Genomic DNA, 12,526 nt, shown 5'->3' with positions numbered 1-12,526 from the left:
CTGATTATCCAATCCGAGGGAGGATATTCACGATGCTTGTGCTCTTGAATACATTATGGCTTATAATTTTCCTTACCGGGATAGCTGCTGTAGCCAGTATGCATCTATATAAGAAGATAAAAGGCAGACAGCTCCCTTTTCATGATACTGTTTCCTTTGCTTTCTTCTTTCTGCTCATCCTCCTATCCGCTCTTACTGCTTACGCAGAACAGGGCTGGTCAAGCAGGTTAATCCTGTACATCTTGCTGCTTGGCTTTCTCATCAGCTATGCAGGATGGAAATCCATTGGCCGGAAAAACCGTTCGTGACATAGGAATATCCGCACGAAAGCATCGTACCATCGCATGCAAAAGGCCGGCCCCCCTAAGGGGAACCGGCCCGATCATTATCATAGTTACAGCCACATTTGCCGTATGCTTTAATAAAAAGTTTTAAACCACCACTTCACTAAGTGGGTGTTTGCAGGAACATTCCTGTCTTCCGCTACTCCATGACGGCTCGACATTCCAATTCCGATGTAAAACTCCCTATTCATCTGTTAGAGGTTAAAACTTAATTAGATACGCACAATGCAGCGTGTATTTATATAATACCCGGACTGCAGAAAAAAATCAATAGAAACTTTAACCATCCAAATTAAAACAGCAGTTCATAAATTTCTGTAAGTTCCTTCACACGGATATCATGCTGGACACTTTTCGCATAATCCAGTTCATTTTCCAAGACATCATTCAAATACGTCATTTCTTCTTCACTGAGATCCTTCACAAAATGCCCTTCATTCACATAATGGTTTGCTTCCATCTTGCGGGTAATCTCCTGGCACATTTCATTATCCATATAATTGGAAAGAGATTCACGCAGATAATTCAATGTATGATCGATTGGAACCACCCTCTAAATTTTGGTATTCTTCTTTTTCGCCCGATCCTCCAACTGTGATTTCGGTCGCTGATCTGCCCGGTCCTCGGTCAGTCCTTGCGGGTTCACACTTGAATTTACTCGGCGTTGACTACGGTTATCGTTTTTTGCCAATGAAAACACCTCCACCCATAGTTTGCCGGAAACCTATGGTTATATGCCTGAAGATTGTATCTCGGAGGGCGTATGGGATATTCTGGCGATCGCTTCGCTTGCTTGCTGCGGGTATGGGCGGGCTCCTGCTGATTCGGACGCGCTCCTGCCGATTTCGAGCGCCTCCTGCTGATTTGTCTGCTCTGCTGCCGATTTCGACCGCCTCCTGCTGATTCCGACTGCCTCCCGCGGATAAAACCGCGCTTCTGCTGATTTCCCGCGTCTACGGCTGATTTATTTTCTCTCCTGGCGATATCTCAAGCCTCCCGCGGAAATATCTGCTCTCCTGCCGATTTCGACCGCCTCCTGCTGATTCCGACTGCCTCGAGCGGATAAGACCGCGCTACTGCTGATACACCGTTGCTCCGGCGGATATGCCGCCTCTCCTGCTGATAACACCACGATACTGCTGATTTCCTGCGTCTACGGCTGATTTATTTTCTCTCCTGGGGATATCTCGAGCCTCCCGCGGAAATATCTGCTCTCCTGCCGATTTCGACCGCCTCCTGCTGATTCCGACCGCCTCCTGCGGATTTGCCGCCTCTCCTGCTGATAAAACCACGCTACTGCTGATTCCACCACACCTCGAATCATAAATAAAGCACCGCTATCCAGCGGTGCCATTAACTATTTCTCTCCAAGATGCTCATACTGATCCCGTAGCGAGCGCTTCAATACTTTGCCGCTTGGGTTTTTGGGTAGCTCATCAGTGAAGTCGACATATTTGGGAATCTTGAATTTGGACAGCTTTTCTTTACAGAAGTCGACCACCTGCTCTTTAGTCAGCTCTATTCCCTTTTTAGGAACAACGATGGCAGTGACAGCTTCAATCCAATAAGCATCCGGTATGCTGACAACTGCCACTTCCGACACGCCGTCCAACTGGTAGATCGTCTCCTCCACTTCCCTGCTGGATACATTGACACCGCCCGTGTTGATCATATCCTTCTTCCGATCGACGATGGTGATATACCCTTCTTCATCCATCATACCAAGGTCCCCGCTGTGGAACCAGCCATCCTTGAATGCTTCCGCTGTCTTATCAGGATCATGCAAGTACCCCTTCATGGCGTGCGGAGTGCGGTGGACAATTTCGCCCACTTCCCCGCGTGGCGTTTCCTTACCGTCATCATCAACGATTTTCGTCTGGACATTGAGGGTAGGTACGCCGGCAGAGCCGAGTTTGCGCAACTGATCCTCCGGCTGTAGGGCTGTAGCCAATGGGGCTACTTCCGTCTGGCCGTAGAAGTTCCAAAAGCTGGCATTCGGCAGCCGTTCGGCCAATTCTTTCAGAATCTCGCGCGGCATGATCGCTGCGCCGTAATAGCATTTTTCCAGGGTGGACAAATCCCTTCTGTCAAAATCCGGATGGCGCAGCAAAGCGATCCAGACTGTCGGTGGGCAAAATAGCTGGGTTGCCTTCTCCTTCTCTATCGTTTCCAAGATGACTTCCGGGGAAGCTGCGTCAAGGATAATGCCGCTTTGTCCCAGATAAATGGCAGGTCCGAGGAACACATGCAGCTGTGCGCTGTGATAAAGTGGGAGCGCATGAATGGCGACATCCCTTTCCTCCATTTTTCCATCCACGATACTGCTCACATATTCGCTGATCAGACTTTTATGTGTGAGCATGACCCCTTTCGGCCTCGACTCGGTGCCACTTGTATATAGAACATGGGCCAAATCATCATCGTCAATGTCCGCATCCACAAATTCCACCGGCCTGCCTTTCCGGGCATCCGCCAGTGTTGTCCACCCTGGAAGACCTTCATCTGTTTCCGCTGTATCCATTAAATACCGGTGTTCAATTTCCAACCTGGCTGCTGCCGCATCCAGGATGGTTGCGTACTCTGCAGCAGCGATGAACCCGTTTGCCTCGGCATGTTCGAGGATGTACTGGATATCCTCGGTATGCAGCATGTAATTGACCGGAATCATGACAGCACCGATTCTGGCCAGCGCAAAATTGGCGACGACAAAATCCAGACTGTTTTTGGACATGACCATCATCATGTCCCCTTTTTCCACCCCGTCCTCTCGGAAGGCGTATGCCGTCTGGTTCACCATATCATCCAACTCTGCATAGGACAGACGTTTTCCTTTATAAGCGATCGCAAATTTAGACGGCAGTCGCTCCCTTGTCCTTGCAAGCAGATCTCCCAGCGTATTCCTCCGTGCCCTTGCCAGTGTCTTGTCTAATCTATCCGCTGCGTTTGCTTCCAGACCCATCTAGCCACTCCTTTTATCCATTGAATATTTTATTGCTGAATTTTCTATTTATTATTTTAATTCAGTTAAGTATGTATGACAAGCTCTTTTCATCTTGCCGACAAAAAAACAGGACATTCCACATTGTCATGGAATGCCCTGTTTTCTTAATACCTTATTTCGCGTGTACGACTCTTGTATCACCGATCATATCATGGATTCCTTGCTTTTCCGGTGTGAATGCAACCACAAGGTAAAGCAGAACCAATATGCCAAACACCCGGTGAAGAAACCTGCCGACAACTTCTCGAAACAGCAAATCTTTCCACCTGAGGTTACCACCGTCTTCATGGATCACTTCCAGACCGAAGATCATCTTTCCCAGCGTCTGTCTGAAGTACTTGGTCATCAGCAGAAAATAAAGATAAAAGACGATCGAACCAAGTATGCCTGCCAGGGTCCAATAACCAATTTCTGCGGACCCGGCATCAGAAAATACCGTTAAAGGACTGAGCAGGATCCCGTTCACAGCTGCTACAATGAGCAGATCGACCAAGTAGGCCCAAAATCTCATCCAAAACCCCGCATAATTCCTGGTAACGGCTGCAGGTTCAGCAGCCGGATTCTCAATTTCAGTCATTCCTGCAGCCTCCTATTCTGAATATAGATACATTGCCCGTGGGGCGTTTGTTTGTCTCAGCAATTCCACCATCCCGTGAAGTTCTTCTTCATTGCCGAACATGCTCTTCACCGCGCCGCCGAGAAATTGGTTGAAACCGAATCCCGGCTGGTATTCCACTACCTGCGGGTTCTGCAATTCATTTTCTTCCTCCATCATGGCGATGGTATCTGTCAATGTTCCAAGATCATCGACCAATCCGAGTTCCTGTGCTTGGCTGCCAGTATATACACGGCCGTCCGCAAGTTCCATGACACGCTCTTCACTCATGTCCCTGCCATCTACGATTACTTGGACGAAGTCTCCATACATATCGTCGATCATTGTTTGCAGGATTTCCCGCTCTTCCTCGGTCATGTCCCTGGAAGCGGACATGATATCTTTGTATTCACCACTCTTGATGGTATTGAAGTCTACTCCTAAGTCATCTGCCAAATCCGAAAAATTGATGCTTTGCATGATGACGCCGATGGAACCGGTCAATGTAGCCGGATGTGCAACAATCTTATCAGCAGGAGCGGATATATAGTATCCTCCGGAGGCTGCTGTATTCCCCATCGATATGTATACAGGCTTACCGGTCTCCTCTTGTACTTCTATGATTTTATCATGGATTTCCGCACTCTCGACGACACCGCCGCCGGGTGTGTTCACGCGAAGGATGATGCCATCCACCATCGTATCTTCGCCCGCAGCCTCAATCATTTCCAAAAACTTTGCATGGTCGTAACCACTCGCCGTAAAAGAGTTGCCTGTCGTATCCTGGATGACTCCGTTCAAGTTGATGACAGCAATTTTGCCTGCCCCTGAGCCTTCCTCAATGACCTTCTCCTCAAATGGAGTGTCATTGGCATTGAACAGCTCTTCAAAATCGGCCGTCATGAAACTCGTAGCAGCCTGCCAGATCACCGAGAACAGAAGCAGACCTGCTGCAATCACCAGTGCAATCCATCGTTTCTTATTCATATGACGCTCTCCCTTCTCTCTTTACTTATAATCTTGGTTTACTCTCTGCAGTGTAGGACATTTGCCGCCTGCTTTGGCAGGTCAATCCCGACATGGAGATCCCCATTCTAACGGATAGGAAGCCCTTCCCTTAAGGGAGCCACCCAGGTCCTGAACCATTTGACATCACTAAAAATAGATTTTCCTGCTTTTCGCCGCTTTCTTCGACTTGGGCGGATGATAGCCTCGTTCATAAATTCTTCCCTTGGACATCCGGCATTTGGCCAATAAGTCATCCACTTCATCTGTTTCATACGACCTCAAAGCCTGCATGAATACTTTGGCTGCTACTCGCGCATCCTCCAATGCATGATGGTGTTCAAACGAGATGCCATGGTGCTCAGCCACAGTATTCAGCTTATGATTCTGCAGCTCAGGCCATACCTTTTTGGAGATATTCGCCGTACAGAGATAATCCATCTCCGGATACTCCAGGTTGTAATGATCCAATGTCTGCCGGATGACACTCATATCGAAACTGGCATTATGGGCAACAACCAATTGTCCTGTGAGAAAATGATTCAGCTCCGGCCACATTTCCGCAAAGGTAGGTGCATCCTCCACATCCCGTTCAGTTATCCCATGGATTCTGGTATTGAAGCGGTTGAACGGCATCAAGGGATTGATCAAACGGTAGTATTCCTCCTCAATCTCGTACTCATTGGCTACGACTACGCCAACCGCGCAAGGGCTGAAGCGTTTTTCATTGGCAGTTTCAAAGTCGATCGAAACGATTTTCATTCAAATGGACCCTTTCTATGCTGGTATTCTTTACCTATGATAACATCTATCTCGCCACCCGGGCATGTATTCTGTCCAAATACCTTTCCATGGCCGGTTTCCAGAAAATTACTGTTCCAACCTTGTTATTCTTACAGGAAATGGGGAATGCAAACATAGAAAACACTTTACATTCGCGGTACGTCATGAAAGGAGCAGATCGCCTATTAATTCCGTCACATTACTCGTCATTTTCATCATCTCAGCAATTCTTTCTGTCTTTGCCGCTACTCAACTATCAAAGTATGCCAATATTATCAGCCATAAAGCCAAATTAGGCGGATTCCTGGCAGGAACTCTGCTGCTTTCCATTGCCACTTCCCTTCCGGAACTCACAGCAACCATATCAGCAAGTGTCATCGGCAATGCGGATATTGTGATCGGAAATGGAGTGGGCAGCATTCTGTTCAATATGTTTGTACTGTTCCTGCTCGACGTGCACTTCCGGAAAAAACGTCTTTTCCTGACTGTGTCGCATAACCACTTGTATACTGGCTATCTGGCCTTATTCCTCTGCGTACTCATTACGCTGGGTCTTGGTTTTGATTTTGATGTCTCCTTATTTGAGTTGGGTTTCACCAGTCTCGCGCTTGTTACGGTCTACTTGGTTGGAATGAAATTCTTGTCCGGCAGCCCACAAGAGGAGGATAAGCCTGACCCGGTAACCACCAGCGGTCTAGGCTCTGCCATCCGGCGTTTCCTCTTGTTCGCTGTCATCATTTTCATTACAGGCAGCAGCTTGTCGGTCACAGGGGATGCGATTTCCCGGGAAACAGCCATCAGCGCCACAGCTGTCGGCAGTCTGATGATTGCATTGGCGACTTCCCTTCCGGATGCAGCAAGTGTGTATACGGCCCTGCGTTTGTCGAATATGAACCTTGCCGTGGGTACACTGCTTGGCAGCAATGCCTTCAATATCACGATTCTTGCTGCCGGTGATTTCTTTTACCCTGGAGGAAACATGTGGCAGGCAGCAAGCGATGATCTCCTCTATCTATCCATCATCGGTTTCCTGCTCACCACCATCGTGATGGTGACCATTAAGCGCGACAGGACCAGGAATATGTGGACCTACCTGCTGCCTTCATCCCTGGCATTGGCCAGCTATGTAGCTGTGGTTGGCTATATTTTGACCAGTTGATGCGGCCGCTTGTCCAACCACTCTAATAGGCAGAATTTTCCGTCACGCTATGCATCTTGACTTTTCCGGTCGCCAGGTGTAATGTCAGTATTAAATCAATAGAATACTGAATTTTCTTATCCAGAGAGGTGGAGGGACTGGCCCTTCGAAGCCTCGGCAGCAGACTGACTACCGTGCAGTACTGTGCCAATTCCAGAAGCTTGTGTGCTGAAGATAAGAAGAGAATGAGCTTTAAGCCAAGCCCTCTTCTTGTGGATAAGAAGAGGGCTTTCATGTATTCCTAAAACACAAAAAAGGAATAGACGGTTTCCCCAGCAGTTGCAACCTGCTGCAGGATAGCCTATTCCTTGCCGTATGAAATGACAATCAAGGAGATGAAGAAATGACCGACAAGAGCATTGAAACGAAACTGGCCCAGTTGGGGAACAGAAGTGATGAAAAGACAGGAGCCATCAATCCACCGATCTATATGTCGACCGCCTATCAGCACGTGGGTCTCGGACAGTCCACCGGGTATGATTATACACGCACCAAAAACCCTACCCGAACCCTTCTGGAGGACGGAATCGCCGATTTGGAATCCGGTGACAGGGGGTTTGCCTGCAGTTCAGGCATGTCCGCCATCCAGCTCGTGCTATCCCTTTTCAAAAGCGGGGATGAGATCATTGCACCGGAAGATCTATATGGCGGTACATACCGCATCTTGGAGCAATATGAACAGGCATATGATATCCGGACCCGTTATACGGAGTTCATCAGCATAGAGGAAACAGAAAAGCTTATCACCGATCAGACAAAAGCGATTTTCCTGGAAACGCCGACCAATCCACTGATGCAGGAGATCGATATCGCTGAAGTTGCGGAACTGGCCAAAAGCCGCAACCTGCTCTTGATCGTGGACAATACCTTCCTCACCCCTTATCTGCAGCGGCCGATCGAATCAGGAGCCGACATCGTCATCCATAGTGCCACCAAATATATCGGCGGCCATAATGATGTCCTTGCCGGCCTCGTTGCAGCCAAAGGGGACGAGCTATGTGAGAAGCTGGCAGTTCTCCATAACACGTCCGGCGCGGTACTGTCCGCCTTCGATTCCTGGCTTGTCATGCGTGGTCTAAAGACACTATCCCTTAGAATGGACCGGCACCAGGAGAATGCCAGGCAGATTGCCGAATTCTTGGAGAATCATCCGGCGGTTACAGATGTCCTGTATCCAGGAAAAGGCGGCATGCTGTCCTTCCGCCTGGAAAACAGCGATTGGGTCGATCCGCTGCTTCAGAATTTGGAGCTCATCACCTTTGCTGAAAGTCTCGGCGGTGTAGAAAGCTTTATTACCTATCCGGCGACCCAGACACATGCAGAAATACCGAAAGAGGAAAGGGAAAGCCGCGGCATTTCCGACACATTGCTCCGCTTCTCCATCGGCATCGAGCGTGCAGAAGACCTGATGCAGGATTTGGACCAGGCATTGAAGCGACTCTAATCAAAAACAAGAAGCGACCTTCCTCCAAAGGGATGGTCGCTTCTTGTTTCTATTGCTAGAAATCGAACGTTTTTTCTTCCACGGTAAAGCTCCTGACGGCTTCTTCGTCCAATTGAAAACCGATACCTGGCTGTTCCGGCACTACGATCTCTCCATCAGTTGCCGTCACTTCCGGCTGAATGATATCCTTTTCCCAATATCTTGAAGACCCGGAAGTGTCACCTGGCAGCACGAACTGCGGAAGGGTGGTCAATGCGATATTATGAGCACGGCCGACACCCGCCTCCAGCATGCCGCCGCACCAGACCGCTATCCCCTGTTCTTGGCAATAGTCATGGATCCGCCTGGCTTCTGTGAGTCCGCCGACCCGGCTGATTTTCAGATTGACTACCTTGCAGCTGCCCAGCTCTACCGCTTTCGTGGCATCCTCCAAGGATGTAATGCTTTCATCGAGACAGATGGGAGTCCGGATAGCTGCCTGCAGATTTGCATGGTCGATAATATCATCCGCACCAAGCGGCTGTTCCACCATGAGTAACTCGAGGTCATCCAGCTGCCTGAGGTGATCAATATCCTCCAGTGTATAGGCCGAGTTGGCATCTGCCATGATCGGTGCTTCTGGGAAACAGCGACGGACTTCTCTCAGGACATCTATATCCCAACCCGGCTTAATCTTCAGCTTCAGCCGTTTATAGCCCTCCCTCAGATACCTTTCCACCACATCGAGGGTGTCTTTGACAGAAGGCTGGATGCCTATGCTGACGCCTACATCGATCTTCCGCTTTTCTCCTCCTAGAGCCCGGGACAGAGGCAGACCTTCCCGTTTGGCAGAAAGGTCCCATACTGCCCCTTCTATTGCGGCTTTGGCCATGTTATTCCTCCTGACCGCCCGAAAAAGCTCTGTCACCTCATCAGGATGGTGGACCTGATTTTTTTGGAGGATCGGTATGAGGAAGTCTTCCAGCATGTGTCTGGTCGTCTCCACCGTCTCCTCCGTATACCAAGGTTCAGTAAAGGCAGCCGATTCGCCGAACCCACTGTTCCCTTCTCCATCCTTTGCCTCCAATAGAAAGAACTCCTTATGTTCCATGGTGCCAAAACTGGTGGCAAAGGGGTGCTTCAATCTCATTCTCAACCGTTTCATATTGATTTCCCGAATCGGGACTACCATGTGATGACCTCCCCTGATTCTCCATATGTAAAAACAGCAGCCCCGAACGGACTGCTGCCTTTCCTCTTCTCTATTTAAAATACTATAAAATGGGCAATCAATACAATGATCGGCAAGGTGATGATGGTCCGCTCCACAAAGATGATGAACAATTCGAGCAGGTTGACCGGAATATTCGACCGAAGAATCAGAATACCGATTTCAGACATATAGATGATCTGCGTCAGGGACAGGGCACCGACCACGAATCTAGTCAGTTCACTCTCAATCCCGCTTCCCAGCACTGCCGGCAGGAACATGTCCGCAAAACCGACCAGCATGGCTGGTGCAGCGGCAGTAGCTTCCGGAATCCTCATCCATTCCAATACCGGTACTAATGGATAGGAAAGAATCTCAAAAATCGGTGTATATTCGGCGATGATCAATGCGGCTGCTCCGAGGCTCATCACCAATGGAATCAACCCCATCCAAATATCCATGACCGTCTTTGAACCGCTTTTGACGAGTTCTACCGGGTTTTTGGCTTCTCCGGCTTTCCGCATTGCCTCACTCCATCCCCATTCGAATGAAGAAATTCCCTCCGGTACAGATTCATTGATCTGCTTCCCTACCGGCTCATAATAAGTATCCTTTTTTCTGGATAGCGGAGGGATCCGCGGCATGATGAATGCTGCAATGATACAGGCAACAGATACCGTCAAGTAGAAAGGAATGAATAAATTCCCAACCCCGATGACATTGGCAACTACCAGACTGAAAGCAATCGAGGCCACGGAAAACGTGGTGGCAATGACAGAGGATTCCCGCTTGGAATAGAACCCTTCATTATATTGCTGAGTTGTTACCAGCACACCGACCGTTCCGGCACCCATCCAGGAAGCCATACTGTCAATCGACGATCTCCCTGGCAAGGTGAAGATCGGCCGCATGATTTTTCTCAACAGTGCTCCGATGAATTCCATCAGGCCGAACTCTACCAACAATGGAAGCAGAAGACCGGCGAACAGGAACCAGGTAAGGAGGACGGGTGCCAGATCATACAGCACGACCCCTCCCGTATTCATCGACCAGATGAACTCTGGTCCGAATTCGAACAACGTCATGATCCCCACAAGGAAGCCCAGCAGGCGCATCGTGTAACCGAATGGACCTGTCACGAACAAGCTTTTCAGAAAAGGGCTCTCCATCATGAACGCCGGTTTGGCAGCCATACCGATGGTAGTGAATACTACCGATACACCAAGAAGAAGGACGATGAATGCTGGAATCGCCTCACCGAAGGCTCCCTGCAGAGAGGAAGCGAGAATCCCGACACCGATGGTGAACTCCCCGTCCACCTTGATCGGCACAAGGAACAGCAATACACCGATCAAGGAAGGGAGCAGGAATTTCCATACCGGATTGGCACTGACACCTGCCAGCTCTTTCTTATTATTGATCTCCATCTTTCAGCCCTCCTTCCAGTTCAGCAATCACGTCATCCAATATGCTGATGCCGTGTTCTACCTGTTCTTTGGATACAGTTAATGGTGGAATCATCCGGACCACTTCACCGGCATTCCCGCACAGATAGAATAGGACGCCTTTTTCCAGACAGCCGTCGAGAATCTGCATGACGAGGTCTCCATCTGCTTGGTTTGTCACCGGTTTTTCTATCTCTATGCCTAGCAACAGTCCGACTCCCCTGACGTCTTTAATCATTTGATGCTTGTCCTTCAGTTCATTCAGCAGAGAGAGTGCATGTTCTCCCATCGCATTGGCGTTCTCCAGCAGATTTTCTTCTTTGATGACAGACAGGGATGCCCTTGCAGCCGCACAAGCCATCGGATTCCCTCCGAATGTTGTTGCATGCGCGCCCATCGGCCATTGATCCATCAGTTCCTTGCTGGCAACCGTCGCACTGAGCGGCATACCCGCGGCAATCCCCTTGGCGACCGCCATGATATCAGGGGTTACACCAAACGTCTGGGATGCGAACCAATTACCCGTCCGACCGAACCCTGTCTGTACCTCGTCGAAAATGAGCAGGATGCCGTGCTGGTCACAAATTTCCCGGATTTTCTCCAGCCAAGATGCTGGTGGGATGACATAGCCGCCCTCACCCATGATCGGCTCGACAATCATGCAGGCAACTTCTTCCGGGTCTACTTGGTGATTGAACAGACTCTCTGCTTGTTTTTCCAGCTGCTTCGGGAAATACTCTGCAGGGTCTTCCCCTTCCGGACATGATGCCGGGTCCGCGTACGGCAGCTGATAGTTCAACCAGGATGGCTGCTGGTTTTTCCGGTATTTGCTTTTGGAAGTGGAAACACTCAACGCTCCGATCGTCCTTCCATGGAAGCCGCCGGTGAATGAAATGACATAAGGACGCTCCGTGACGAACTTCGCCAGCTTCAAAGCCCCTTCGATCGCTTCCGTTCCGCTATTCCCGAAGAAGAAATTATCCAGATTCCCAGGCAGTATTTCCTGGAGCTCTTCAGCAAATTTCAGGATGGACTCATACATGATGACACCAGAAGGTCCATGGATCAGATGATCGGCACTATCCTTGATTGCCTGTACGACTTTCGGATGGCGGTGTCCCACGTTCTCCACAGCGATTCCTGACGTGAAATCCAGATATTCTTTTCCATCCACCCCGTAATAGTAGCAGCCTTCCGCTTTCACTACAGGCAGGTTCGGATGATCCTTTGCCATGCTTGGCGCCAGATAATCCCCGATGTTTGCCGTCAATTCTTTCCAATCTCTCGATGTCTTGCACATATGATTGCCTCCTGTATAAAAATGAATATTTATTAAATGATATTAATAATTATACATAAAATATGCATACATGCAACAACAAATCGATAGTTTGCGATAAATCATGACATATGGAAGAAAATGGATGAAAGCAAGGATGGAGGCCAAACGCAAGCAAACTTACTGTCTGCCTGGAATATGGTATGCCATCTCCATTGAATGTATAAAATTTTCTGCGTATTC

Annotated in this window: 13 protein-coding genes, 1 other RNA gene and 1 riboswitch; of the genes, 3 read left to right on the top strand and 11 right to left on the bottom strand. The window is 49.1% G+C overall.

Going from position 1 to position 12,526, the window contains the following annotated elements; all coding sequences use genetic code 11:
- The first annotated feature begins 32 nt into the window (after window positions 1-32).
- Complete coding sequence (locus ACFOGI_RS00710; protein WP_390266886.1) at window positions 33-308, top strand: hypothetical protein; 276 nt, start codon at window positions 33-35, stop codon at window positions 306-308.
- A gap of 86 nt (window positions 309-394) precedes the next feature.
- Here the strand turns inward: ACFOGI_RS00710 and ssrS are convergent.
- From ssrS to ACFOGI_RS00670, 8 genes are all read right to left on the bottom strand, one after another.
- Window positions 395-581: non-coding RNA, 6S RNA (gene ssrS, locus ACFOGI_RS00705), on the bottom strand.
- A 55-nt stretch (window positions 582-636) separates the two neighbouring features.
- Window positions 637-894, bottom strand: coding sequence for a sporulation protein (locus ACFOGI_RS00700; protein WP_390266883.1), 258 nt, complete (start codon window positions 892-894; stop codon window positions 637-639).
- Between the two features lie 3 nt (window positions 895-897).
- Window positions 898-1,035, bottom strand: coding sequence for a small, acid-soluble spore protein L (sspL, locus tag ACFOGI_RS00695; RefSeq protein WP_390266880.1), 138 nt, complete (start codon window positions 1,033-1,035; stop codon window positions 898-900).
- 382 nt (window positions 1,036-1,417) lie between these two features.
- Complete coding sequence (locus tag ACFOGI_RS00690; protein ID WP_390266877.1) at window positions 1,418-1,636, bottom strand: hypothetical protein; 219 nt, start codon at window positions 1,634-1,636, stop codon at window positions 1,418-1,420.
- Between the two features lie 65 nt (window positions 1,637-1,701).
- Entirely contained in the window at window positions 1,702-3,303 is a 1,602-nt protein-coding gene (locus ACFOGI_RS00685) for a fatty acyl-CoA synthetase (RefSeq protein ID WP_390266874.1), read from the bottom strand.
- Window positions 3,304-3,457: 154 nt separating this feature from the next.
- Window positions 3,458-3,922 carry an RDD family protein gene (locus tag ACFOGI_RS00680; protein WP_390266870.1) on the bottom strand — a complete coding sequence of 155 codons (465 nt, stop codon included), beginning with the start codon at window positions 3,920-3,922 and terminating at the stop codon, window positions 3,458-3,460.
- 12 nt (window positions 3,923-3,934) lie between these two features.
- Entirely contained in the window at window positions 3,935-4,927 is a 993-nt protein-coding gene (gene sppA / locus ACFOGI_RS00675) for a signal peptide peptidase SppA (RefSeq protein ID WP_390266867.1), read from the bottom strand.
- 168 nt (window positions 4,928-5,095) lie between these two features.
- Window positions 5,096-5,707 carry a 3'-5' exonuclease gene (locus tag ACFOGI_RS00670; RefSeq protein WP_390266864.1) on the bottom strand — a complete coding sequence of 204 codons (612 nt, stop codon included), beginning with the start codon at window positions 5,705-5,707 and terminating at the stop codon, window positions 5,096-5,098.
- A 64-nt stretch (window positions 5,708-5,771) separates the two neighbouring features.
- Between ACFOGI_RS00670 and ACFOGI_RS00665 the strand changes: the two genes are divergently transcribed.
- Both ACFOGI_RS00665 and ACFOGI_RS00660 read left to right on the top strand, forming a co-directional pair.
- Window positions 5,772-6,887, top strand: coding sequence for a sodium:calcium antiporter (locus tag ACFOGI_RS00665; protein WP_390266861.1), 1,116 nt, complete (start codon window positions 5,772-5,774; stop codon window positions 6,885-6,887).
- Window positions 6,888-7,000: 113 nt separating this feature from the next.
- Window positions 7,001-7,107, top strand: a riboswitch (SAM riboswitch).
- A gap of 162 nt (window positions 7,108-7,269) precedes the next feature.
- Window positions 7,270-8,370 carry a methionine biosynthesis PLP-dependent protein gene (locus tag ACFOGI_RS00660; RefSeq protein WP_390266858.1) on the top strand — a complete coding sequence of 367 codons (1,101 nt, stop codon included), beginning with the start codon at window positions 7,270-7,272 and terminating at the stop codon, window positions 8,368-8,370.
- A 55-nt stretch (window positions 8,371-8,425) separates the two neighbouring features.
- Here the strand turns inward: ACFOGI_RS00660 and menC are convergent, their stop codons facing one another.
- From menC to ACFOGI_RS00645, 3 genes are all read right to left on the bottom strand, one after another.
- Window positions 8,426-9,541, bottom strand: a complete 1,116-nt coding sequence (menC, locus tag ACFOGI_RS00655) for an o-succinylbenzoate synthase (protein WP_390266856.1) — start codon at window positions 9,539-9,541, stop codon at window positions 8,426-8,428.
- Window positions 9,542-9,615: 74 nt separating this feature from the next.
- On the bottom strand, window positions 9,616-10,986 hold the full coding sequence (locus tag ACFOGI_RS00650; RefSeq protein ID WP_390266853.1) for a YjiH family protein: 1,371 nt from the start codon (window positions 10,984-10,986) through the stop codon (window positions 9,616-9,618).
- A complete protein-coding gene (locus ACFOGI_RS00645) occupies window positions 10,973-12,304 on the bottom strand; it encodes an aspartate aminotransferase family protein (RefSeq protein WP_390266850.1) in 1,332 nt (443 codons plus the stop codon). The genes ACFOGI_RS00650 and ACFOGI_RS00645 overlap by 14 nt, the downstream gene beginning before the upstream one ends.
- Window positions 12,305-12,526 lie beyond the last annotated feature (222 nt).

Origin of the sequence: Virgibacillus xinjiangensis (assembly GCF_042643145.1) — a bacterium.
In the GTDB taxonomy this organism is placed as follows: domain Bacteria; phylum Bacillota; class Bacilli; order Bacillales; family Amphibacillaceae; genus Virgibacillus_O; species Virgibacillus_O xinjiangensis.
The sequence above is the reverse complement of the archived record's forward strand: the minus strand, read 5'-3'. Positions and strand labels throughout refer to the sequence as shown.

Coding starts and splice junctions, on each gene's coding strand:
- ACFOGI_RS00710 (WP_390266886.1), top strand. CDS start 33: ATGCTTGTGCTCTTGAATACATTATGGCTTATAATTTTCCTTACCGGG.
- ACFOGI_RS00685 (WP_390266874.1), bottom strand. CDS start 3,303: ATGGGTCTGGAAGCAAACGCAGCGGATAGATTAGACAAGACACTGGCA.
- ACFOGI_RS00680 (WP_390266870.1), bottom strand. CDS start 3,922: ATGACTGAAATTGAGAATCCGGCTGCTGAACCTGCAGCCGTTACCAGG.
- sppA (WP_390266867.1), bottom strand. CDS start 4,927: ATGAATAAGAAACGATGGATTGCACTGGTGATTGCAGCAGGTCTGCTT.
- ACFOGI_RS00670 (WP_390266864.1), bottom strand. CDS start 5,707: ATGAAAATCGTTTCGATCGACTTTGAAACTGCCAATGAAAAACGCTTC.
- ACFOGI_RS00665 (WP_390266861.1), top strand. CDS start 5,772: ATGTATTCTGTCCAAATACCTTTCCATGGCCGGTTTCCAGAAAATTAC.
- ACFOGI_RS00660 (WP_390266858.1), top strand. CDS start 7,270: ATGACCGACAAGAGCATTGAAACGAAACTGGCCCAGTTGGGGAACAGA.
- menC (WP_390266856.1), bottom strand. CDS start 9,541: ATGGTAGTCCCGATTCGGGAAATCAATATGAAACGGTTGAGAATGAGA.
- ACFOGI_RS00650 (WP_390266853.1), bottom strand. CDS start 10,986: ATGGAGATCAATAATAAGAAAGAGCTGGCAGGTGTCAGTGCCAATCCG.
- ACFOGI_RS00645 (WP_390266850.1), bottom strand. CDS start 12,304: ATGTGCAAGACATCGAGAGATTGGAAAGAATTGACGGCAAACATCGGG.